Consider the following 21,529-nt stretch of genomic DNA (forward strand, 5'->3'; position numbering starts at 1 on the left):
GGTCACCGCACAGGGCGGCTGTCGAACCCGGCTGCCAGCAGGGTGCCGGTAGGTGGCCTGGACATCGGCGGGAACGTCGGGCATTGGACCGGGGTCAGCTATCCCTGAAGTGCGGCCGGGGTGGCTGGAGCTCCGTCTGTCAGGTAGCGCTGGATGAGCGTGGTGAGGCCCAGGGGGTAGACGGTTTGCTGGGTCTGATCGAGGTCGGGAAGGGACCACCACTGCCAGGCGAGGATGTCGTCGGTCTGGGTGGCCTGGGTGGGGTCGACTTCGGCGATGTTGATGCGGGCCACGTAGTACCGTTCGACCTGCCGGACGGCTTCGGCGTGGACGAGGTGTTCCTTGGCTCGGGTCGCGAGTTGCGGGCCGAGGCTGATGTGTTGGACTCCGAGTTCTTCGTGGAGTTCGCGGCGGGCGGCTTGGGCGCCGGTCTCGCCGGGTTCGAGGGCGCCGCCCGGGGTCGCCCAGAACACGCCTGTGCCTTCGTCGTAGCGCAGGAGAAGGACCTGATCGTTGTCGTTGAGGACGATCACGCGGGCGGCTTCGCGGGTACGGGCGGTGGCCATGGGCCTATTTTCGCAGGTCGCCTTCTGCTGGTCAGGGCTTCTTTTCTACGAGGTAGTCGCCGATGCAGAGGGCGTCCAGGTCGGTGGCTTGGAAGGTGGCCAGGGCGTCGGCAGGGGTTTCGACGATCGGTTCGCGGTCGTTGAAGCTGGTGTTCAGCATGACCGGGACGCCGCTGATGGTCCCGAAGTGGCGGATGAGCGCGGTGAAGCGCGGGTTGGCGGCGGGATCGACGGTTTGGGCACGGGCGGTTCCGTCGACGTGGACGACGCCGGGGACTAGGTGTGTGCGGTCGTGGTGGACGGGTTGGGGCGAGCAGCATGAAGGGTGAGGGGGCGTCCAGGTCGAACCAGTCGGTGGCGTCGGAGTCCAGGACGGCGGGTGCGAACGGGCGGAAGGGTTCGCGGTGCTTGATCCGGTGGTTGAGGGCGTCGCGTGCGGCGGCGGTGCGCGGGTCGGCGAGGATGGAGCGGTGGCCGAGTGCGCGGGGGCCGAGTTCGCTGCCGCCGTCGTGCCAGCCGATCAGTTTGCCGTCCGCTAGGAGTTGCGCTGCGGTCTGGGCGATGTCGCTCTCCCTGCTCCATCTGACGGGAGTAGCGGCGCGTTCGAGCAGGCCGGAGCGGGGGTCTCGGTTCAGCGCCAGTTCGATCTCGTCGTCGGTGTAGGGGCGGCCGAAGCAGTCGTCGGCGATGGGGCGGCGTGGGAGCTGTCCGGTGAGTTGATGAAGCCCGTACAGGGCGCAGCCGAGGGCTTGTCCGCGGTCGGAGGCGGGGGCGGGACGAACAGGCCGGACACTGACGGCAGGCGGCGGATCCGGTCGTTGGCGACGCAGTTCAAGGCGACCCCGCCCGCCATGGCCAGGTTGGGTATCCCCGTCTCGGCGATCACGTTTTCGACGAGGGCGGACAGGGTCTGCTCGACTTGGGACTGCAGGTAGGCGGCGGCGTCGATGCCGTGCTGGTGGCCGCCTTTGCTGCTGGGCGGGCCGAAGTCCCAGCCGGTGCGCGCGGCCAGGTCGACGACGCCGATGGCGTGGGTGGCCGTGAGCCGTCCGTGAACGCGGGTGCCGTTCAGGTCGAATAGCGGTTCGGGGAAGGCGTTCGGGTCGCCGGAGCTGGCCAGTGCCATGGTCTTGCCGGCCTCTTGGGCGGACCAGCCGAGGTATTCGGTGAATGCTTCGTAGGTGGCGCCGATCCCGCTCGCGCGTCTTCGGGTCGGGTCGTGGCCGTTGAGCCGTTGGATCCCGTCGGGGGTGGCGGCGTAGTGGGTTTCGGTGTCGGCGTTGTTGCCCGCTCCGTCGGCGACCAGGATCGTCGCCTCGTCGTAGGGGCCGAGGCAGTAGGCGGTGTAGGCGTGGGACAGGTGGTGGTCGACGATGGCGATGCGGGACGGGTCCATGCCCAGGTGCTGCAGCCCGGTGTCGGCGGGGTCGGGCGGGACACGGCCGATGCCGCTGACCACGACAAGGTCGATGTCGGCCAGGGTCATTTGCGCAGCGCGCAGGCAGTACAGGAGGGCGGCCTGCCAGCCGGGGCTGTAGCGGTGGCGGTTGAGGCGTTCCTCGCTGATCGCGACCATGGTGTCAGGGGTGACGAGTGCGGCGCCGCCGTCGTGACCGACCGGAATGTGTACTAGAGCCCGAATTAGGCCGCCGTTGACGCAGGGTGGCGCGGCTCGTCGATGGCGGTGGCATCACGCATTCGGACCTCGTTCCTGGAGGCGGCTCCGGAAACGGTCGAGTGAAGGCGGGGGCGGAGGATGCGGCGGCCGCCGCGACGGACGCGGATAGCGACGTGGCCACATGATGGCGGCGATCAGAGCGATGGGCCAGCCGAAGACGGTCGCGCAGCAGATCACGTTGACCAGGACGATGTAGCCGATGTCGTCGACACCGCGGCCGATCGCGATCAGTGTCGGCAGCACCGCGAGGAACACCAGGAAGCCGATCAGCGCGAGCCAGACGAACACGCTGCTCTGTAGTGCGGTCATCTCTCTTCCTCCTTCAGAGGTTTCGCCGACGGTTCCGGTCGGGTGCCTGGGTGGGTGTCCGGTGAGTGGCCGGTGTCCCTGAAGACTGATTTGAACTCATCTCCAGCGCCTCGTCGATGGAGAGCGGGAAGTCCTCTGCAGCGCGCCCTACATCTGAGCCTCGGCTTGGGCGTGGGCTCGCCGGGACGGCCTTGGCGATGATGTGTTCGGGCAGGTTCGTGGTGATCTCCAGAACCGTGCGCAGCTCTTCGGGCTGGGGCTCGTGCCCGTGGAGGCGGAGCTTGGTCCTGAGTTCGTTCGCGATCTGGTTCGCGCGCTGCTCCCGGCGAGCCTCTTCCCAGTCGCCGCGCTCGGGGCCGTGGAATCGTGACGCCCATTCTGCGCCCGTGCCTTCAAGCAGTTCTCCGCGTTGGGCAGCCGGGTCACCGGTGCGGACGTTCGGGTCTCGGGTGAAGAAGGGGGCTGCCTCGGTCATTGCGTCGAGCGGGTCCTTGCCTTCGCTGCGGAACCGGTCGTAGTGGCTCATCGCGTGTGGGTGCAGGTGGCGTAGCCGTTCCTCACACTTGCGGGCGGCCAGAGCGGCGGAAGCGTTGCCTGAGGCGTGCGGGACGGCTGCTGCCCACGCTTCGGCGACGTCCAACAGGTTTGCCTGACGTAGCCATTTGCGGTCGTGGGCGCGTCCCCAACGCGAGCGGGCTTCTGCCATTGCTGCCCTCTGAGCCTTCGCTTCTGCCCGTTGGGCCTGCTCGTCCTTAGCTTGCTGGAGCGCTTTCAACCGGTGCCGGCGCCGGGCGACCGCTTGTTGGACGCCCACGGCGGCCGAGACGATCTGAACGAGTCGTTGTCCTCCGTGCTGGAGTCCTTCGCCGATCGGGTCGGGGTGCTGCTGGCTCATGTCGTCCTCCGATTGGTGCGTTTGGGTGACGCCGGGTGAGAAGGGTTTCGGCGCTCGGTGTTCTGCCTGTCAGGGCTGGGAAGCTGAGGTGACCAGGCGTCCGCAGATGGGTCCGGGCTAATCGCTGAAGCGACGAAGGTGGTGACGTCGGTTGGGTCCACGCCCGTGCGAACGGCGACCCGGGTTACCTGCCGGGCGATCTGATCGGGTGGCAGCTCGGCGATCAATGCTGCGGCGGCTTGGGCGGCGGCCAGGCGGGACTCGACGAACTCCAGCGCTCCCCCGGATCGCTGAATACTCTCATCTACGACCAGGTCAGCAAGGGGAGTTACACATAGTAACGCCTCGCGTACACCTGAGTGGCTCGTCGGCGACAGAAGCTCGGCCGGGTCCTGCCCCTGGGGAAGAACAGCCGCCTCGACTGGGCCTGTGATGCGGTGGAGTGTGCGCCAGGCTCGGACTGCCCCGACTCGTCCAGCAGGGTCACCGTCGAGCGCGATCACCAATCCGGAAGCTTCCAGGTCGGTGTGGACGCCGATTCCCTTGATCTGTTCTGCGGTGATCGCTGTGCCGCAGGGCGCGACGGCGGCATATAGGTCCGGCATAGCGACGTTGACCGCGATCGCATCGAGCGGCCCCTCGACAAGAAGGGGACGCGCGGTACGTGCAAACTGTGGAAGGCCCTCATGGAGGCCGAAGAGCACGTCGCCCTTGTGGAAGAGCGCCGTCTCGGGAGTATTGAGGTACTTCGGGCCTTGGGCGTCGTCACGGCGACGGCCGATGAAGCCGATAACCTCTCCGCCCCTGTCCCGGAGGGGGAACACGACTCGGTCTCGAAACAGGTCGAAGGGCTCACCGCCGTCCTTCTGTTTCGCCAAGCCTGCTTCGATCAGCGTCTGATCGCTGTGCCCCAACTCCCGCAAATGACGAAGCAGCGAACGCCAAGCTCGGGGTGCGAAACCGATCTCCCATTGCTCTTGCATCGCCGAGGTGAAGCCCCGCCCTGCGAGGTAGCGGGTTCCCCAGCTTCCCTGAAGGTTCCGCCGGTAGAAGCGGTGGGTGTCGGCGAGCGCGGCGTGGAGTTCCGATGTGGAGCCGGCCGATGCTTGTTGTGGGGACTCGGCCGGTGGGGAGGACATCTGGGAGCGGTCGGGCTTCGCGGTTTCCCTCGGCGCGGCCGTGGGCGGGGCCGTCTCGGAGAGGTCGTGGAGCCGTCGCTTGAGTCGGGTGCTCGTCCGGACGATCTGGTCTCCGACCGCGCGTATGGCTGCGAACGAGTCTGTACGAGCATCCTTTCCCGCCCACCGTTGGGACGGTGGAAAGGACAGACGCGAAATGTCCAGCCCAAGCTCGGCGAGGACGATGTAGGCGACCGAATCTGCCAAGACCCGCCGAACGCCGTGGCATGAGGCGGAGTAGTCACTGACCGGGTCGATGCGTCCGCCAGGTCGTAGGGCGTGGGCGAGCTGGTGAGCGAGTACTGTCGCCGCAATGGTGTCGTCCAGTTCCGGAGCGACCTTGATGCGCCGCCCGGGGCGTCCCAGGTAGGTCCAGCCTTGTCCGCGGTCGACATAGAAGTCCAGGTCGGCTGCGAGCTGGGAGAGCCGCCGCAGCCCCTCTGCCGGAGTGAGCTCAGGCCTCTCGATCGTGTGGCCGTCGGTCTGCGCGATGTCGAAAACGGTGCGCGGCTTCCCTCGCGTGGAGATGATCCGGATCCCCGTCTCTCCGCGGCGGACCTGCCGTCCTTGCTTTTGCCACGCGTCGTAGGAGCGGACGTCGCTCGCCGTGGGACGCTGGGCCGGGATCAGCAGGGTGTTGGTGAATCCATAGCGTCCATGACGGCTCGCCTGCTCCAGCCACACATCCCATCGCAGACGCCCGTCAGCAACGCGAGCGACAGCATGGTCGGCAATTCCTTGGAGGACCCCGAGCTGGCGCTGCTGCTCCTCTTCTTGGGCGCGCAGATCGTCCCCGGCCGAAGTCGTCATGGCGCTTCCTGCCTGGCGGCCTCGTCGCGGACCGCGGCGATCATCTGCGTGAGCCGGTGGTTGGCGATCGTGAAGCCGAGTTCGCGTAGGCGGCGGCCGAGTCGGTCTCGGCTGAGCTGGACGCCTTCGCGTTCTACTTCGCGCTGAAGCTGCCGGGCGATGGCAATCAGCTGATCTTCTTGCTCTCTGTCGTCCGCCTCGTCCTCACCGGGAGCGCCGTACGCGGTGTGCTGGGACGGGAGGTGGTTGAGCGCGAGCCGTTCGTCCAGCGGTGCCCGCCACCGCCAGGACCACCTGCCGTACTCCTGCTGCAGCTGCGAAACAGCCATCAGGTGGCGGTACTCCAGGTCGAGGCCCTGCCGGTACTCGGTGATGTGCCAGAGGATCATGCGGCGCCACAGCAGCAGGCTGGAGACCGGAGCGAGCGCCCAGCGTGCCGCAGGTACCCGTTCGACTCGGCTGGCGGAGGTGAGGCCGACCCACTGGCGAATCAGATGCCGCACGGCTTCGACCACCGTGATGAACAGGACGGGCATGGCGGCGTTCATGACGCTGGCGGCGAAGTTCCCGTGCGCGGCCGCGACGTTCACCAGCACGGTCCCGGCGATGTAGAGCCAGGCGACCCAGCGCAGGACCGGCCATGGCAGGTCGAGGTACTCCATCAGCAGGTCCCAGGCCAGCAGGACCAGGATCCCGACGTCCATGCCGACGGGGACGATCCACGCGAGTCCTCCGAAGTGCGGCTCGGCCATCTCCCGGATGGTGGTGAACGAACCGAGTCCGCCGAGTACCGCGAGCGCTGCGATCAGTGGAGCGACTCCGGCGGCCACCCATTTGACGACCCCGGTGTCCCGAGGCGCTCGCGCAGCCTCCTTCGGGGCGTTGGCGCGTGTGGTTGCTTCTGGTTGCCGGAGCGGAGTCACCGAAGGCGCCTCTCGACCATCCAGATCAGCACTCGGGCGACGTGCCGGGCCTCGTCGGTGGTGCCGAGGAGCCGGCCGTGGGCGGTGACGTAGGCGTAGGCGCCGTCGGCTCCGGCGCACAGGACGGTCTCCGACCACCCGTTGTGACGGATCCGCAGACGCCAGCGTCCGTTGCGGGGCTTGCGGGCTCGTGCGCAGGCCCCGAGCCGCCGCAGCTCGTAGTGGAGCCGGAGGAGACGGGCACGCCGTTCTTCCAGTTCAGCCTGCGTGGTCATTGCCTGCGTCTGCATCGCGTCCCCCGGTGATGTCAGCCGACGACCCGAGTGGCCATCAACTAAAGTTCTTGACCACGAAGATGCATCACGTGGCGACGTCCGTCAATCAAAAGACGTGATCGGCGTGTTGAACCATTATGAGCGATCAACCGGGTTCAGAGGGTGCGGCGCTGACTTGTCGGCGGGCGCGTTGCAGCCGGGCCCAAGCCGTCGGCGGCGACTCCGCTCGCCGGAGCCCATGGGTTCGGGAAGGCCGCCATGGCCAACTGGAACTGCGACGGCTGGACCAGATCTTCGTGCCATGCCGCCGGCCCGGCGTCCGCCGCCGCACGGCTCAGGTGCTGGCTCGCGGCACGTGCCGCGTCGGCTTGTGCCTGACGCTGTTGAAGTATCCGCAGCTGCGCGAGGGTGTCCAGGAGAGTGATCAACCGGCTGACCAGCAGCAGGATGGATACGGTGCCGCGATCTTGCGTCCCCGCCAGCGTCAGCAGCCGGGCCGTGGTGCGCAGAGCGTTGCCCGCCGCGCTGGCACGAGGGATACGGCCGTAGGGGGCGCGGGCTGCACGGTCGTAGGTGTCGGCGGCGTGCCCGAGATGGGGGTTGCCGGTGACCTTGGCGGCCACGTGCAGGGCATCGGACGCTGCCCAGCAGGCATCCGCGGCCCTATAAGGATCAGTGGCCAGGTGCCGACGGAGTTGAGACGTGGCGTATGCGGCGGCCTGGGCGGCATCGTCGTAGAACGCCTGACGCTCTTCGAATGTCAGCTCGCCCTCCTCGATACCGGTGCCCCGCTCCTGGGCGCTCCACCTGTGCTGGAGTCGAGGCAGGCTGAGGTCCTCAGCGAGTCGGCCCCCGGTGTACCAGACAGGTTCTTCGGTGTCGGGCAGCGCGACCGCGTAGCCGGTGATCTGATCGGGTTCCAGCCGGCTGTAACGAGGCTTGACCAGCAAACCCTGCCGCTGGAGCAGGTCGAGGAACTCCTCAGCCGTTCGGGCTTCGTCCGCCGCGCGGCGGACGGTCGTCCGCACAACGGCGCGGGCCGTCCGCGCCGACAGATGCCGTCCAGACAGCGGACGAGGCCCTGGACGACCGTGCCCCTCCACGCTCCATCGGCATCGGAGTTTGGGAAGGGTCAGGTCGCTGGCGAGCTTCCCGCCGCCGAACCACACGGGCTGACCGGACGGCCCCACGTCATCGGGCATCGCGACGGCGTAACCGGTGACCTGTCCGGCGAACCGCGTGCTGTAACGCTTGCGCACCCCAACGCCCTCAGCCTCCAGCGCGGCGAAGAAACCGGCCTCCGTCCGCGCACCCGCCGCCGCGGCGGCAACATGCCGCCGCAGGACACCGCGCACCGGCTCATCGCGCCCGGCACGGGCGGCCTTCGCGATCTCAGCGCGCTTGGGCCGCCGCGCCGCCGTCCGGTCCGCCGGAGCCGTGGACCGCAGCCCGAACCGCCGCTCCACCTCCCGGCAGGCGTCCCGGATCCGGTAGCCGTCGTTCCAGACCTCCGGCCGGATCCCGTCCGCGCGCGCCAATGTGGCAACGACGTGGATGTGGTCGTCGGCGTGCCGCACGGCGACCCAGCGGACGGCGTCCTCGTCTCCGTCCCGGGCCAATCCGGTGCGGGACATCAACTCATGCGCGACCTCGGCCCACTGCCCATCGCTGAGGATCGGGTCCTCCGGCGCCGCCCGCACCGATACATGCCACACCGGCTTGTGGTAGTTCCGCTCCCCCAGCAGAGCAAGGGGCTGAGTGAGCAGACCGTCCAGGCGGCGAAAATCCCGTCGGCCATCCGCCCGCAACTCCGGTTCCAACTCGCCAGGGGTCCGAAACCCGGCCACGATATGGGGGTCGCGGTGCTCCTCACACCGTCCGGGCCCATACAGGTACCGGACCAGGCCTTGCACCCGCTTGCCGCGCTGCACTTTCCCGATCAACGCTCGCCGCCACGCTAAGGAAGACGCCGACGCAGGTCGTCAGCGAGGTCATCGAGCTTCCCGACGGTCCGCGCCGCCGCCTCGGCATACCACCGCAACTGCGGCGGCGGCTCCCCCGAATGCAATGCTGCAACCGCCTGGTTGAGGTTCACCCCGATCCGCCGAGCCTGCCCCGCCGCGTGCATCACCGTCGCCAGCGTCTCCCGCAACTCGACGTACTCGACCCGCTCCATATCGCCCGCGGCCGCCAGCAGCACCTGGGCCGCCCAGGCTCCCGTCGCCAGCCGCTCCCGTCCCGCAGTCGCCACCAGCAAGGCATGCTCGTCGTCAGACAACGCGACGAACAACGCCCGACCACGCCTCGGCGTACGGTGCGCCCTACGGTTCCGTCGAGTCGCTTTCTGGGGCGACGAGCCCTCAGCATCCTCTGTCATTGGCCTCCACTCGGATCGCGCTCGATCCGCCGCCGGCATGTGGACCGCGCCCGGTCCACATGCCAAATCCTTAGGATTTCCATTTCTTGCTCCGCGCCAGCCGAGCCCGGCGGACACCTGCGCTCATGCACGTTGTTCACCGGCGCGAACGCGAACCCTTGCGATCCGGACTTGCGCCTACGGCGCGGACGCCGCGTTCAGCTCTTCATTGCCAACGGCCAGGTCGACGTGGTCCACCGGCTGGCCTGCACGCCCCTTGCGGAGTCCACGTCGACCTAGCGGCCGGCTGAGGGATAATGCCTCACATGGCGAATTGAAGAGCGTCCTCCGGCCCGCAGCGCTGGCGCAAGGTCAGCACGTGGGACACCGTCCGCGAGGGGGCCGCTGGGTCTGCGCCGTCTGCCGGACGGCCGTGCGCTCGTACCAGTACCGCTTCTACCCGGCCGAGTCTCCGCACTATGAACGGTGTATCGGGTTCTCATGGTGTTCCGGCTGCCGCATCTACACCGGCGCGATGGTCCATGTGCCGCGCAACAGAACGCTGCCCGATGTGCTGGCGTCCCTCCCGCCCGAACAGCGGGAGCGGCTGAAGTGCAGCGAAGTCCGGCTGATCGAATACCTGGACAGCCGCACCGAAGACCCAAGGTAGGTCCGGGCTTCCCGAGCCATCGCCATTCCGACCTACCTTGCGGACTGCAGCTCGGCATGTCGGACATCCGTAGGCATCCTCGAGCTGGGCCACGTCCCGGGGGCGCTGTCGCGAGCACTGCACACCGAAAAGGAGAGTGAGTTGAACGCGCCTGACGGGCGCCATTCAGATCTACTCTTCCTCGTGCAGTGCAGCGTGCCGCCTCCGGCACCTGGACGCGTCCGCGCCGTCGAGCACGTCCCCGGCTCACCGGCCGCGGCGCGGCGACGGCGGTTGTGGTGGCGAGCGAAGCTCTGGTGGCACGTCCTCGGCGGGCGTCGGATTCGGGAGAACCTCGCTGATCGTTTTAGGGAAGTCCTCACTCGCAGGACCTACCTGCGGCTCCTCCCCTTCCGACAGGTTCGCCACGGCGTGCTGGTCCAGGGACGGCTCTTCGCCATCGTCCACGGCGTGGACGGGGGCAAGTGCGCTGGCCGCTCGCCGGAGGCTCTCACCGAGGTCGGCCGCGTGCTCAGTCGCTCGCCCGAGCGCGTTGTGCGCCGCCGTCACGGCGGGAATGGGATCGTCACCGCGGTCATGTCCGAGCCTGTCAGCGTCGAGCTCCCGCGTCAGGAACGCGTCGATCTGCTCGGCCGTCTGCGCCAGGCGGAAGGAGGTTTGCGCCAGGTTCCCCAGCACCGTGTACGCCGCGGCAGGCTCGGACAGCCCCGGCGAGCCTTGCGTCGCGTGGTTGAGGGCTCGGACACGCTCATGCAACTCGCCGGCGAGTCGCTCGATGTCCTCGTTGGTACGGGTCTCGTGATCGTTCACGTGAGGTGCTCTCCAACGTCGAAAGGGATTCGACCATGCAGCACTCCTTCCATAAGGGTCAGGTCACAGTCTTTGGCGCCCAGTCAGGCGATGTAAGACTGTTTACGCTCCATACTGCCCTGTAATCACGCGGGCGACCAGCTTGCCCATCGGCGTGTCGTCTCGCGATGAGGTCCTGCAAGGAGGGGCGTCCTTCCTCGTCCTCGGACGTCTTGGAGTCTCCGGCACGCAGTCGACGGATGATCTTGCGGGGGCCAGCAGCGGCTCGTGGAATTCGCGGTACGGGGAAGTCGACAGGTGGTTTTAGTGATCGTCATGGTGACTCGCGGTCGGAATGCCTTGAGCGAAGGCCCGTAGCGCATGTTGATCAACTACGGTGATCTTCCGCCGGCCGGTGCGGACCAAGCCTCTGCGGCGTAGGAGCGCCAAGCCTCGCGCGACGGTTTCGCGGGAGGCATCGACCCAACTGCCGATCTCCGTCTGGGACAGAGTTGGCGCGATATCGATGCTGCCGTCTGCGCCTGCCGGGCTGCGCAGGGCTGATTCCTCAGCTAGGTCGACGAGCAGCAGTGCCAGACGTTGGGTCCCTGTGCTGGTTAGGTGTGCTTCTAGGCGTCGGTCGGCTTCATCGAGTCGTTGGACGAACGTCCCGCTGACCAATCGCCATGCTTCGGGGTGGAACTTCAAGAAGGCAGTGAATCGGGCCGCGGGAAACATCAGGGCGCGGAGCGGGGAGAGTGCCGTTACTGTCGCCGAACGGGTCCGGCCACCCAAGACCACACTTTCGGCGATGAGATCCCCCGGCCCGCGAACGGCCAGGACGACGTCATGACCGTCTTCGGTGGTCGAGGTCACCTTAGCCCAACCGTCCTCGATGATGGTCACGTCATTGGACTCGTCGCCCTGGTGTACCAAGGGTGAACCAGGAGCGTAGGAGCGTGAGCGCGCCGCCTCGCCAAGCGCGGCTCGCTGCTCGGAATCGAGCGCAAACCAGAATCCGCGCCGGAGGGAGGACGCGTCCGCAGGGCCGCGTCCGCGTCCTCCCTGGTGTGAGGTCCCCTCAGGCATTTAGCCGCCGTTGAGGGCGCGGATGATGACCGGGAGAACGGCGATGACACTGCCGACCGCTGTCAGGACGGCGGCGGCGGCCGTGAGTACCGCTACCGGCCGTAGTGCCGGTGCGGTGAGAGCGCGGTGCACGATGAAACCGATGAGCGCGAAGAGCCCCAGTGCGATGACTATGACGGCGATGACCACGCCCATGCTCGGATCCTGTGGGGCCAAGGGCGATCTCCTCTTGTGCCGGTGCCTGGACAATCGGACGCGGGGTTGACCCGCCGCTGATGCCCACAGGTGCTGAGGGAATCGGAGGGTGGAGCCTCCTTGGCCCTCCGGCGCGCGACAGACAGCGAGTTATCTTGGAAAATAGCCCGCAGTGAAGGAAGATCGGTAGGTCCGCTGACATGCCGAAAAGGCGGTACGTCCTCGGGCTCCACCCCGTAGACCCGCCTCCCCGGCTGGCGATCAAGGTCCAGGCACCGGACACAAGTCACGCCTAACAGGTCCATTGAACAGGCGCTTCGCCCTGAAGACTGTGACCCCACATCACTAAGTCAGGTGCCAGTTCTGCACCGGTCCGCTGAACCAGAGCCTGGGGTAACCCGCAGGATAGACTTCCGGATCGTCGCTCACAGGGCAATGCCGAGGACGTACGCACCTGAGGCTGGTGGCGGGATCGGCGGTGCTGGATCCCTCGTGGTGCACCACCGCAAGATCAAGAAGCTGCGCCTGACCGCCGCCGGTCACGGCAGGGCGTTCCCCTCTCTCTTCTCGACGCCACTGGTCCCGGAGCCCATTACGACACCGCCGCCAAGTCGGCGACCAGCACTCCAGCACCCTGAGCAATACCTTCAACCGCAGGCGGCCGTCTCGTTGGCACTTGGAGTCAGTCCACCAGGCCTTGCTGGACGGCGACTACTCCCAACTGAAACCGCGTTTTGATTCCGAGGCTTTCCCGAAGGGCTTTGATGTGTCGGCGGACGGTACTAAGGCTCAAGTCCACTCGCTTTGAGATGGCCTCGTCTGACAGGCCCTGCACGAGGAGCCGCAGGATTTTGATGTGGATCTCTGGGAGGCCAGTGCTGTTGCGTCCGGTTCCGCCAAAGGGGATGGCTTTTTCCCAGAGGAGTTCGAAGTACTCGCGGAGTGCACCCACGATCACTGGGGACTGGACGAAAAGCGCACCAGCTGTCTCGGACGACGTGAGAGGAAGAAGCGCGGTTGCCTCGTCGGCGAGTGCCAGGCTCATACGAACACGCGGAAGTATTCGGACCTGCGTCCCCGTCTCGGCTACTACCTCCAATTTGTCGCGTGTGGCTGCTTCTTGCAGGAAGTCAGCGTCGTAGATCGCTCTGCATCGGGCGCCGCGTTCTATGGGGGAGGGCGCCACGGCGCCGCTGACTCCTTCCACGGCTTCAGTCGGCGTGTGGTTGCTCAGGGTCAGCCATTCGCGTTGCACTGAGCCCAGGAGCGTGCTGGTCAGCCTGCTGACTTCGTCGCTGTCGGTGATGAGCCTCGCCAGTTGCCCCACTGACGGTTCTGCCACTGGGCTCGTGGTTGCCGAGAGATCGCACATTCGTTGGTATCCACCCAGGAGCCTTTCGTAGTCGGCCAGTGCCTCTTGGGCGAGGCCGACGAGCGTGTGCTGCAGCACCACGTCCATCGGGACAGGTATCAGGCGGGATGGATGGTCGGCTGCTGGTTCATGGACCTGGGCCATGCCAGCGTGGACCAAGCTGCTTACCTCGTCCGTTCCTCCAAGGAAACCTGAGGCCTCGTCGGCCGGGTATCCGCCTGTAGCGAGGAGCCGGAGGTACAAATGGAGGAGATCAGCTTCCACGACGCCGCTGAGTAGACGAAAGGCCTTCTCTTCGAGAGAACGCAAGCGGCAACCTCAAATCACGTTCTTGGGCAGGTGTTCATATCCGATACGTCGATATCAGCCAATCTTAGAGGCTCATGCGATAGCTTTTTCGCCTTCGCCTCTCGCCAAGGGCTTCTGATGAAGGAGACGCAAGGCGACCAACGTGGAAAGCGTTGCGATGACAGCCGTGGCTCCTGACCAGAACGCAAGCTTCTCGGGGCCGAAGATGCCGGCCAGTGGCCCGGATGCCAGCATGATCAATGGCATGAGTACGTAGCTGGTGACCATGTTCCAACTGTTGACGCGAACGAGTACGTCTGGGGCGAATCGTTCCTGCAAAGCTGTTGTCCACAGGACGTAGTAGATGGCTTGGAACACCCCGGGCATCACTGCTGCGACGGCGATCAACTGCCAGGGCGCTCCACTTCCCATCAAGAGCATCGGCAATGCCACCGACATGGGCAGCAGCGCGGCCACGGGAATCGTCCGGCCGGGCTGCCACCGGGCGCCGACCAATGCGCCCATCACTGCCCCGAGGGGCTCGCAAGCGCGGATGAGGCCCCAGGCCCAAGCGCCACCATGCCCATCGGTGGCGTAGAGCGGGCCCGCGATCTTGGTGTAGCAGACCACCGCGGTGGTAATCGCCGTGTACTGCAAGGTCATGATCCACACCCATGGGCGGCTCCCGAACTCGCGCCATCCGTCCCACAAGTCACGCAGAGGTCCGGTGCCGGGCTTGCTGGGACGCGAGGTGGCCAGCCGGCTAAGCAGCACGGCGCTCAGCGCACACAGGACGCCCCGCATCGAGGCCGCCCAAGCCGGGCCTACAGCGGTAACCATGGCTCCGGACGAGATCAGGCCGATGAGCAGGCCGATCGACTGGGTTTGGTTGACCAGGGCGTTGCCGGCCGGCCGGTCCGGCGAGTTGAGGAGATCGGCGATGATGCCGCGCAGCGTGGGCAGGAACATCGCGGTGGCGACGCCGCCGATGGCGCCCAGCGCGCACAACAGCGCCAGGGGCGCCTTTCCGGTGAACAATGCGACACCGATGCCCAGCCAAGAGAGGCTGGCCAGCGTCTCGGCGCCCAGGAGCACGTGGTGCCGACGGAAGCGATCTCCGGCGACCCCGCCGCAGATGATGAGCAGGGCCGGAAACGCGTTGCAGGCCATGACCAGCGACAGGCCTCTGGCACCGTAGCCCAGGTTCATCACGCCCCAAGCCAGGGCGAGTTGCCCGAATCCGACGCTCGCGCTGGACAGGACGCGTGAGATGAACAGGGGTGCCACGGACGGGTTCCGGAACAGGGCGAGCGGCGATAGCAGACCGGACATGGCGGCTCCTACCCCCTGGTCAAGTGGGTGAGTAGGAACTGCGCGATGTCGCCGTAGGCCTTGATCTCGTTGGTGCGGTTGGTGAATCCGTGGCCTTCGTCGGGATAGATGTCATAGCGGACGTCGACGCCGCGGGTGCGGAGCCTGGTGACGATCTGGTCGGACTCGTCCTGGGGGACGCGCGGATCGTGAGCGCCCTGGATGACCAGTAGTGGCGCGGTGATGGCGTCGGCGTAGGTGATCGGGGACCTGCGGGTGAGTTCTTCGGCGTCGGTGTCGGGGTTGCCGAGGACTGCGTCAACGGTCGGTCTCCAGGTGGGTGGGCAGGCCTGGGCCAGGGTGACCAGGTTGGACGGGCCGCAGAAGGACACACCGGCCGCCCACCGGTACGGCAGCCGCGACAGGCAGGACAGGGCGGCGAACCCTCCGTAGGAGCCGCCCATGACGGCGATGCGGTCGGCGTCGATGCCCGGGAGAGTGTGCAGGTGGCGGACGGCGTGGTCCAGGTCGTCCAGATCGATCCCACCCCAGTCGCGATAGATGAGTTTCTGGTGGGTGAGCCCGTATCCGGTAGAGCCGGCGATGTTGGGCGCCAACACCGCGATGCCCTGGTGAAGGAGGTACTGGTAGAGGCCGGAATAGGCGTACTCGGGACGTTCTTGGGCTTCTGGGCCACCGTGCACCGAAAGCAGGACTGGGTGGGGGCCGGGCGTGTGCGGCTGGTAGAGCAGGGCGTGGACGTTACGTCCGCCGGAGGCACGGTAAGTGATCAGGTCGGGTTCGACGGGATCGATCACCTGAACCGCGGGCGGGCGGGCGTCAGTGAGGTAGCGGAAACCAGCCGCCGGGTCGAGCACGCCGATCTCGCTGGGCCGGGCAGCTGTGTCGATCTCCAGGACGATCCGTTCGCCGTCCGGGCTGAGTGCGATCGCATCGATGACTCCCTGGGGGACGTCAGCAAGCGCAACCTCGGTTCCGTTCCGTGCGGCCCGCAGGACGGAGCGTCCGCCGTGGTTAATGGACCAGACGAGGATGTCGCCAGCAGCTTCGATGTGCTCGACGTCCCAGTCGTCAGCGGTGATGCGCGCCAGGGAGGCGTTGTTCAGGGTGTATCGGCCGATGGAGGTGAACTCGCCCCACATGTCGGTGCACAGGTAGAAGGCGCCCGAGTCCGGTGTCCACGGTCCTGGGACGAAGTAGCCGTTCCCGTGTTCGGCGGTAACGCATACGGCTTCTGCATCGGGATTGGTGAGGTCGATGAGATAGGTGGCGATGTCCGTGTTGGAGCGGATGCCGACGGCCAGCAGCCACCGCCCATCGGGAGAAGTGCGGGTCGGGCTGAACTTGACTCCGTCCGGAGGGATGATGCGGCGTTCGGTGCCGTCGACCAGGTCTCGGATGAGGATGTCCTGCACGGTGCGGTCGCGGTCGTTGGCCGCATAGAACAGATACCGCCCTGCTGCATCGAACGGGACGTCGGCCAAGACCCGCTGGCAGTCTGGGCCAGTACTGATTTCGGTGAGGTCATGGCCGTCTGAGCCGACGCAGTAGATGCGGTACTCCTCGTCGCCATTGCGGTCGGCGGTGAAGACCAGGCTCTTGCCGTCCGGCCACCATGCGATCTGCCGCACCGCCCGGTCTTCGAGCTGGGTCAGCCGGTGCGGTGCCCCGCCGGCAGCCGGGATCGTCCACAGGTCGAAGGACCCTGTGGCGTTGCTGCAGTAGGCGACGGTCTTGGCGTCCGGGGACAGGACCACTTGCCCGCGGAAACGCTCGGTGGGCACGAAATCCAGGTAGTCGGGCATCGCTCCTGCTCTCTAAGACGGGTCGGGGTCAATCGATCCAGCCGCGTCGGGCGGCCGCAGAGCCCATCGCGGTGCGGCTGGTGGTGCCGAGGTGCTTGCCGATCGCGCTGACGTGCCGTCGCACGCTGCTGGTCTTCTGACCGATCCGCCGGGAGATACCGTCGTCGCTCATTCCCTGCGCCAGCATCCGCAGGACCGCCATCTCGACGGGCTTGAGCGGCATCTCCGGCTCGGCCTCGCCGAGCGGAACCGCGCGCTGCCACAGCAGTTCGAAGTACTCGCGCAATGCGGCGAGGATCACCGGGGACTTGATCAGCAGTGCACCCGGCAATCCGGTCGGAGTCAGCGGCAGCAACGCGACCGCCTCATCGGCCAGCTTCATCTTCATACCGATCTCGGGCAGGATCCTGGCCTCTTCACCGGCCTCGACGTGCATCTGGATGATCTTGATGCCGACGGGGTGTTCGGCGCAGGACGCCTGGTAGACGGTCCGGCTCACGACATTGCCTTCGAACGCGGGAAGGGGCGGCATTCCGGCCAGTTCTTCCAGGGGACGCTCCATGGCGAAGTTCTCCAGGGTCAGCCAGTGCCGCCGTGCCGTTCCCAGCAGTGAGCGAGAGGTGTCGGTGATCTCGGTACGGTCTGTGAGGATCCGCACCAGCTGACCGGCCTGTCCTTCCATGACTCCGGGGAAGGGATGCATCTCGACCATGCGGCGCTGACCGTCCAGTAGTCGCTCTTGGTCGGCGACCAGCTTGCGGGACAAGGCCGCAAGTGTTTCCTGCAGAGCGAGATCCGGAGCGGTGGCGACCAACCGCGGTGAAACCGCCATCCCCAACGGCATGACATAAGCCAGCCCGGCTTCTTTCAACGCCTCTACCATCTGAGGCCCGCCGAGCATGTCTGCGGCTTCCGAGGGCAGACAGCCGTCCGAGGCCAGCAGCTGGATGTAGGGACCGAGCAACTCATCGGCAACGATCCCCTTCAGCAGACCGGTGGCTGTCTGTTCGGCTTCCGTACTCACCCACACCTCCCGTGACAGAGAGTATCCACGCAAGTGAGTAGCGTCGCCAGAATGGTGGATGAGCGTTTGGCATCAATGAGCGAAGTCGCCATCGCCCCCGGCTACCGAGCCTGAGGCCCTCAGGGACCGCTGGCGTAGGCGGTTTCTGGTGCTCCAGCATCGTTGGATCGCGTTGCCGAACGCTGGTCACTTGCGACCATGAGGCGTTTCAATCAGGCCTGTGACCTGGCAGTTCCCGGTTTGATCAAGGTGCCCCGCCACCGATCGACCCGGAGTGAGATATGAATCGACTGCGCAGAGCCACCCACGCGCACCTGGCTCGTCGGCTTACCAGCCTCACCGTCCAGCGACGCAACCCGCGCCGCGGCAAGCCTGTTCCTGAGCCCGTCCTGGCGCGCGCCTTCAGCCACCCCCAAGGGGCCGGCGTCATCGGGCCCGGCGCCCAGCGGCTGCTCCGCTCTGTTCTGGTAGACGCCCTGACCGCCCGCACGCAGCGATGCGAGGTCGTCATCGCGCGCGATGACCTGGAGCGCCTGCTCGGCGCCGCGTCCTCCCGGCTCCCGTCGCGCTTCGCCTCCGTCCTGCATGTGACCGGCACTCTGGAGGACGCGATCGAACACCTCGAAAGCAGACCACGGCACATCAGCGCCACCGGACCGGAGAAGCAGTTTCCGATCCTGTGGCTGGCGACGCCGGGAGCCGACGCCGACGTCGTCCACCAGACGCTGGAAAGCCAGCCCGCGACCGACCTCGTCACGCTGTTCAACGGGCCGTGGCCGTACGGCCCTACCCACTTCATCGACACCGATGGCCCTCGGCGTCCACCCGCCCACGACCTACATCTGCTCACGCGTGACCAGGCGATCGTCAGGCTCCGTGCACTCGGTTCGGCGCCCTGAGAGCGGCAGGTTGGGTGTGGGCTGGGGCTCGCTTCTTCCCAGCCCACACACTGTTTTCAGCGCCGGTCCGGACGCTGAGCGCTGACTTCGAAAACGCCAGCGACAGCGGCGTCAATACGGGCAGCGGCCTCGCTGAACGCCTCCGATCCGCCGATCAGGTAAGCGCGACGAACCTCGTCCTGCTGCTCCTGCTCGGCCAGCTCGGCGTTGTGGCGCGCCTGGTCGGCCAGAGCATCACGAGAGTGGACGAGTGCCCGCTGAATCCCATCGGCGAACTCGCCTTCGGTCAGGTCGTCAGGGAGCAGCAGCGCCAACGTCGCCGGCGGCTCGCATGATCGCTGTTTGCCGCCGCGTCGGCGCCAGTGGAGCCGGAACCAGTTCACGATGCGTCCGTCTCTGGTGCGAGCAGCCACGATGCCCAGACGACCTTGCCGGTCACTGTGGCTCCGCTGGTGACGGGGTACCAGCCCCACGTGGTGGCCAGGGCTTCGACGAGGTGCAGTCCCCGCCCGCCTTCATCGTCGACGCCAGGAGCGACCAGCTCAGGGCGGGCATCGCTGGGGTCGCGGACCTCCGCGATGAGGTGGCCCGCCGAGACGCGGAGCTGGACGAGGATCATCGCCAAGGCACGATCGTCCAGAGCGCTCAGCTCCGCGGGAGCCGCCTGGCCGCTGACGTCGAAGGCGTTCGTCGCCATCTCTGAAAGCACCTGCTGGCACTGCCAGCCATAGGCGGTCTCCAACCCCCAGGAGACGAGCTTGGCCCGCGCAAAGGAGCGGACGAGGGGGATCGAGGTGGAAAGCGCGGCCATGCCGATGCTGTCTCGGTAGTCGTCACCGCCGTCGTGGTCGGGCGGTCGCCTGCCGGCCGGAACCGTCCGGCGACGCCGGACAGCGGTAGTTGATACGGACATCTCTTGAGACTCCTGACTGGTCACCGCAGCGGAGAAGAGACGCAGAGCAAGGTGCACACCCCTGCTGACTACTTACAGTCCCATCTCCATGACAGTCACTAGTCTGAGACTGTCCCCGTCATTAGGCAAGGGCTTTGGCGACAGTCCGCAAAGAAGTCATTACACAAATGCGAAAAAACGGGCCGGCGCGAGATGCGCCGACCCGTCACACGAGCACTCGCCGACTACGGCAGGCGGTATCGACCTTCCTTGATCGCGACCATGAAGGCGCCCCACTCACCCACGCTGAACTCCAGCACGGCACCGCCCGCGACGAGCGCCGAGTCCCGGACACCAACGTCTGAACGTCCGAAGGCCCGCCCGGCCTCAACACAGTTGTTGCCCGTACCGCTGTACGAGGACTTGCGCCACCCGGTGTAACGCTCGGGACCGCTCATTGTCGCCTTCCTAACGCGACGGCAGGGACTCCGCTACCTGCGCCAGCATCTCGCGCGACCTCTCCACCGAAAGCGCCGCACTCACCAAACCGGTGTACACCATCTCGAACTGCCCAGTCTGCTCCCGATCCGTGAGCACCAGATCAGTGGCCACCGCTTCCAGCCCAACCACGACCGGATCACCGCTATCCGGGTAGGTGTAAATCGAGAACGAGCACTCCGGAATGTTGTAGCCGGGGATCTCAGCATCCACCGGCAACACCCGAACCGTGATCTGCTCCTTCTCGTCCGCCAGCTCGATGATGCGCTCGATCTGCCTCCGGAAGACCTCCGGCGGAACCGACCGCCGCCGCAACACCACCTCATCCAGGATGACCTCGTACGCCGGGCCGTTCGGGCGATGCAGCATCCGCTGCCGCCCGACCCTGCCCTTCAGCACCCCGCTCACCTCGGCGTCCGAGGGCAACGGCAACTCGCTGTTGGCCAACCGCGTAGAGATGAACTCCTCGGTCTGCAGCAACCCCGGGATCAAGTTCTGCTGGTACTCCCGAATCACCGCGGCGCCGGCCTCCAGGTTGGCGAACCGCGCCTGCCGCTCCCCAATGCCCGACGACTCCCACCACCCATGCGACGCCGCCTCAGAGGTGATCCGCACCAGCTGCGTCCACTGGTCACCCTCGACACCCAAGGTCTCCAGCAGCCTCTGGACGTCCTCCTGACCCGGCGGAACGTGCGCGTTCTCCAACTTGCTGACCATCTGCCGGTACACCCCGGACCTCTTGGCCAGCTCCTGAGCCGAGACACCGGCCCGCTCTCGAAGCTCCCGCAACTCCGCAGCAAGCCTCAACCGCCGCACATACGGACTAATCACCACACCGCCCCACGTCTCCAGCACTCAGAATGTCACCGAAGCAGGAATGTCACCCTACCGAGACATCACCTCAGGTGGCGAGGTCAAGCGGGTCTGCACGGGATCCGCGATGGGCAGGTCGCCAACCGGCCGATCTACGGGGCCCTGGCCGTCACCGTCGGGTCTGTCCAGCTAATGGCTCTGTCGCAGAGAACCGCCGCCGGCGTCGGCGCGGACGATTCCTGCGCCGGTTCCGCCGCGAGGTGGAGGCCGCACGCCGGGTCGGCGGCAAATAAACGGCGCCCGTCCTGGACGCCAGCACCGGCTCGGCGAACCCGTGGGTCGCGACCGGCTACGTGCCGGGCCCCACCCTCGCCGACACCGTCGAACAGCACGGCCCGCTGCCCGAGGCGCCCGTCCTGGCGCTGGCGGACGGGCTCGCCCGCGCGCTGCGCGCCGTGCACGCCTGCTACCTGATCCACCGGGACCTCAAGCCGTCCAACGTGCTGGTGACGACGACGGCCCCCGCGTGATCGACTTCGGGATCGCCCGCGCCGTGACGCGAGCGTCGCCACCCGGACCGGCGCCCTGGTCGGCTCGCCGCCCTTCATGGCTCCCGAGCAGGTCCAGGGCGGTCAGGTCACCGCGGCCTGCGACGTGTTCAGCCTCGGCTCGGTGCTGGCGTACGCGGCCACCGGCCGCCGCCCGTTCAGCTCGGGCGCCGACGGGCTGCACGCCCTGCTCTACCGCGTCCTGCGGCAGCCGCCGGACCTGGCGGGCCTGTCCGGACTGGTGCGGGACCTGGCGGAGTCCTGCCTGGCCAAGGAGCCGGAGCGCCGCCCCACCCCGGACGAGATCCTCGCCACGCTGCCGCCC

General features: G+C 67.0%; 24 protein-coding genes and 1 pseudogene. 4 read left to right on the top strand and 21 right to left on the bottom strand.

Annotated elements, in window-relative coordinates; translation table 11 throughout:
- Positions 1-98: 98 nt before the first annotated feature.
- From E1285_RS12385 to E1285_RS12430, 10 genes and pseudogenes are all read right to left on the bottom strand, one after another.
- The gene (locus E1285_RS12385; RefSeq protein ID WP_132151331.1) at positions 99-566 is read right to left on the bottom strand and encodes an NUDIX domain-containing protein; all 468 of its coding nucleotides are present in this window, start codon (positions 564-566) and stop codon (positions 99-101) included.
- 31 nt (positions 567-597) lie between these two features.
- Positions 598-861: pseudogene (locus E1285_RS48135) on the bottom strand (carbamoyltransferase C-terminal domain-containing protein); the annotation flags it as partial.
- 336 nt (positions 862-1,197) lie between these two features.
- Positions 1,198-2,142 (bottom strand): carbamoyltransferase N-terminal domain-containing protein, encoded by a 945-nt coding sequence (locus E1285_RS12400; RefSeq protein ID WP_132151335.1) that lies wholly within the window; start codon positions 2,140-2,142, stop codon positions 1,198-1,200.
- A gap of 114 nt (positions 2,143-2,256) precedes the next feature.
- Complete coding sequence (locus E1285_RS12405; protein WP_132151337.1) at positions 2,257-2,553, bottom strand: superinfection immunity protein; 297 nt, start codon at positions 2,551-2,553, stop codon at positions 2,257-2,259.
- Positions 2,554-2,566: 13 nt separating this feature from the next.
- Positions 2,567-3,448, bottom strand: a complete 882-nt coding sequence (locus E1285_RS12410; protein ID WP_132151339.1) for a hypothetical protein — start codon at positions 3,446-3,448, stop codon at positions 2,567-2,569.
- Positions 3,445-5,436 (bottom strand): toprim domain-containing protein, encoded by a 1,992-nt coding sequence (locus tag E1285_RS12415; protein WP_132151341.1) that lies wholly within the window; start codon positions 5,434-5,436, stop codon positions 3,445-3,447. The genes E1285_RS12410 and E1285_RS12415 overlap by 4 nt, the downstream gene beginning before the upstream one ends.
- A complete protein-coding gene (locus E1285_RS12420; RefSeq protein WP_347814075.1) occupies positions 5,433-6,359 on the bottom strand; it encodes a DUF2637 domain-containing protein in 927 nt (308 codons plus the stop codon). The genes E1285_RS12415 and E1285_RS12420 overlap by 4 nt, the downstream gene beginning before the upstream one ends.
- On the bottom strand, positions 6,356-6,649 hold the full coding sequence (locus E1285_RS45545; RefSeq protein ID WP_165966586.1) for a hypothetical protein: 294 nt from the start codon (positions 6,647-6,649) through the stop codon (positions 6,356-6,358). The genes E1285_RS12420 and E1285_RS45545 overlap by 4 nt, the downstream gene beginning before the upstream one ends.
- Positions 6,650-6,789: 140 nt before the next feature.
- Positions 6,790-8,349 (bottom strand): hypothetical protein, encoded by a 1,560-nt coding sequence (locus tag E1285_RS12425; RefSeq protein WP_132151345.1) that lies wholly within the window; start codon positions 8,347-8,349, stop codon positions 6,790-6,792.
- 242 nt (positions 8,350-8,591) lie between these two features.
- Positions 8,592-8,924: a hypothetical protein gene (locus E1285_RS12430; protein ID WP_165966587.1), complete on the bottom strand. Its 333-nt coding sequence runs from the start codon at positions 8,922-8,924 to the stop codon at positions 8,592-8,594.
- A 601-nt stretch (positions 8,925-9,525) separates the two neighbouring features.
- On the opposite strand from E1285_RS12430, the gene E1285_RS48140 reads away from it, so the two are divergent.
- Entirely contained in the window at positions 9,526-9,660 is a 135-nt protein-coding gene (locus E1285_RS48140; protein ID WP_279510057.1) for a hypothetical protein, read from the top strand.
- A 246-nt stretch (positions 9,661-9,906) separates the two neighbouring features.
- Here E1285_RS48140 and E1285_RS12435 read toward each other — a convergent pair whose 3' ends face one another.
- From E1285_RS12435 to E1285_RS12465, 7 genes are all read right to left on the bottom strand, one after another.
- Entirely contained in the window at positions 9,907-10,470 is a 564-nt protein-coding gene (locus tag E1285_RS12435; RefSeq protein WP_132151349.1) for a hypothetical protein, read from the bottom strand.
- 303 nt (positions 10,471-10,773) lie between these two features.
- Complete coding sequence (locus E1285_RS12440; protein ID WP_132151351.1) at positions 10,774-11,538, bottom strand: Crp/Fnr family transcriptional regulator; 765 nt, start codon at positions 11,536-11,538, stop codon at positions 10,774-10,776.
- Entirely contained in the window at positions 11,539-11,754 is a 216-nt protein-coding gene (locus E1285_RS12445) for a hypothetical protein (RefSeq protein WP_132151353.1), read from the bottom strand.
- A 661-nt stretch (positions 11,755-12,415) separates the two neighbouring features.
- On the bottom strand, positions 12,416-13,414 hold the full coding sequence (locus E1285_RS12450) for a helix-turn-helix transcriptional regulator (protein ID WP_132151355.1): 999 nt from the start codon (positions 13,412-13,414) through the stop codon (positions 12,416-12,418).
- A 72-nt stretch (positions 13,415-13,486) separates the two neighbouring features.
- Positions 13,487-14,725, bottom strand: coding sequence for an MFS transporter (locus E1285_RS12455; RefSeq protein ID WP_132151357.1), 1,239 nt, complete (start codon positions 14,723-14,725; stop codon positions 13,487-13,489).
- 8 nt (positions 14,726-14,733) lie between these two features.
- Positions 14,734-16,530 carry a S9 family peptidase gene (locus E1285_RS12460; protein WP_132151359.1) on the bottom strand — a complete coding sequence of 599 codons (1,797 nt, stop codon included), beginning with the start codon at positions 16,528-16,530 and terminating at the stop codon, positions 14,734-14,736.
- Between the two features lie 28 nt (positions 16,531-16,558).
- Complete coding sequence (locus E1285_RS12465) at positions 16,559-17,554, bottom strand: LuxR C-terminal-related transcriptional regulator (protein WP_132151361.1); 996 nt, start codon at positions 17,552-17,554, stop codon at positions 16,559-16,561.
- 281 nt (positions 17,555-17,835) lie between these two features.
- Here E1285_RS12465 and E1285_RS12470 point away from each other — a divergent pair, with 281 nt between their 5' ends.
- A complete protein-coding gene (locus E1285_RS12470) occupies positions 17,836-18,453 on the top strand; it encodes a hypothetical protein (RefSeq protein ID WP_132151363.1) in 618 nt (205 codons plus the stop codon).
- A 56-nt stretch (positions 18,454-18,509) separates the two neighbouring features.
- Here the strand turns inward: E1285_RS12470 and E1285_RS12475 are convergent, their stop codons facing one another.
- The 4 genes from E1285_RS12475 to E1285_RS12490 all read right to left on the bottom strand — a co-directional run bounded on the left by E1285_RS12475 (position 18,510) and on the right by E1285_RS12490 (position 20,698).
- Complete coding sequence (locus E1285_RS12475) at positions 18,510-18,836, bottom strand: hypothetical protein (RefSeq protein WP_132151365.1); 327 nt, start codon at positions 18,834-18,836, stop codon at positions 18,510-18,512.
- The gene (locus E1285_RS12480; protein WP_165966588.1) at positions 18,833-19,264 is read right to left on the bottom strand and encodes an ATP-binding protein; all 432 of its coding nucleotides are present in this window, start codon (positions 19,262-19,264) and stop codon (positions 18,833-18,835) included. The genes E1285_RS12475 and E1285_RS12480 overlap by 4 nt, the downstream gene beginning before the upstream one ends.
- Positions 19,265-19,590: 326 nt before the next feature.
- Complete coding sequence (locus E1285_RS12485) at positions 19,591-19,803, bottom strand: DUF397 domain-containing protein (protein ID WP_132151369.1); 213 nt, start codon at positions 19,801-19,803, stop codon at positions 19,591-19,593.
- A 10-nt stretch (positions 19,804-19,813) separates the two neighbouring features.
- On the bottom strand, positions 19,814-20,698 hold the full coding sequence (locus tag E1285_RS12490) for a helix-turn-helix transcriptional regulator (RefSeq protein WP_132151371.1): 885 nt from the start codon (positions 20,696-20,698) through the stop codon (positions 19,814-19,816).
- 263 nt (positions 20,699-20,961) lie between these two features.
- On the opposite strand from E1285_RS12490, the gene E1285_RS48145 reads away from it, so the two are divergent.
- Entirely contained in the window at positions 20,962-21,186 is a 225-nt protein-coding gene (locus E1285_RS48145; RefSeq protein WP_279510058.1) for a hypothetical protein, read from the top strand.
- Positions 21,187-21,241: 55 nt separating this feature from the next.
- Positions 21,242-21,529, top strand: a 288-nt coding sequence (locus E1285_RS48150) for a protein kinase (protein ID WP_279510059.1), incomplete at its 3' end; no start/stop codon positions are given.

Origin of the sequence: Actinomadura sp. 7K507 (assembly GCF_004348425.1) — a bacterium.
Taxonomy (GTDB): Bacteria; Actinomycetota; Actinomycetes; order Streptosporangiales; family Streptosporangiaceae; genus Spirillospora.

Bases quoted from the DNA above. Each gene is read 5' to 3' on its own strand.
- E1285_RS12485 (WP_132151369.1), bottom strand. From the start codon at position 19,803: ATGAGCGGTCCCGAGCGTTACACCGGGTGGCGCAAGTCCTCGTACAGC.
- E1285_RS12415 (WP_132151341.1), bottom strand. From the start codon at position 5,436: ATGACGACTTCGGCCGGGGACGATCTGCGCGCCCAAGAAGAGGAGCAG.
- E1285_RS12385 (WP_132151331.1), bottom strand. From the start codon at position 566: ATGGCCACCGCCCGTACCCGCGAAGCCGCCCGCGTGATCGTCCTCAAC.
- E1285_RS12400 (WP_132151335.1), bottom strand. From the start codon at position 2,142: ATGGTCGCGATCAGCGAGGAACGCCTCAACCGCCACCGCTACAGCCCC.
- E1285_RS12455 (WP_132151357.1), bottom strand. From the start codon at position 14,725: ATGTCCGGTCTGCTATCGCCGCTCGCCCTGTTCCGGAACCCGTCCGTG.
- E1285_RS48140 (WP_279510057.1), top strand. From the start codon at position 9,526: ATGGTCCATGTGCCGCGCAACAGAACGCTGCCCGATGTGCTGGCGTCC.
- E1285_RS12460 (WP_132151359.1), bottom strand. From the start codon at position 16,530: ATGCCCGACTACCTGGATTTCGTGCCCACCGAGCGTTTCCGCGGGCAA.
- E1285_RS12470 (WP_132151363.1), top strand. From the start codon at position 17,836: ATGAATCGACTGCGCAGAGCCACCCACGCGCACCTGGCTCGTCGGCTT.
- E1285_RS45545 (WP_165966586.1), bottom strand. From the start codon at position 6,649: ATGCAGACGCAGGCAATGACCACGCAGGCTGAACTGGAAGAACGGCGT.
- E1285_RS12410 (WP_132151339.1), bottom strand. From the start codon at position 3,448: ATGAGCCAGCAGCACCCCGACCCGATCGGCGAAGGACTCCAGCACGGA.
- E1285_RS12405 (WP_132151337.1), bottom strand. From the start codon at position 2,553: ATGACCGCACTACAGAGCAGCGTGTTCGTCTGGCTCGCGCTGATCGGC.
- E1285_RS12480 (WP_165966588.1), bottom strand. From the start codon at position 19,264: ATGGCCGCGCTTTCCACCTCGATCCCCCTCGTCCGCTCCTTTGCGCGG.
- E1285_RS12440 (WP_132151351.1), bottom strand. From the start codon at position 11,538: ATGCCTGAGGGGACCTCACACCAGGGAGGACGCGGACGCGGCCCTGCG.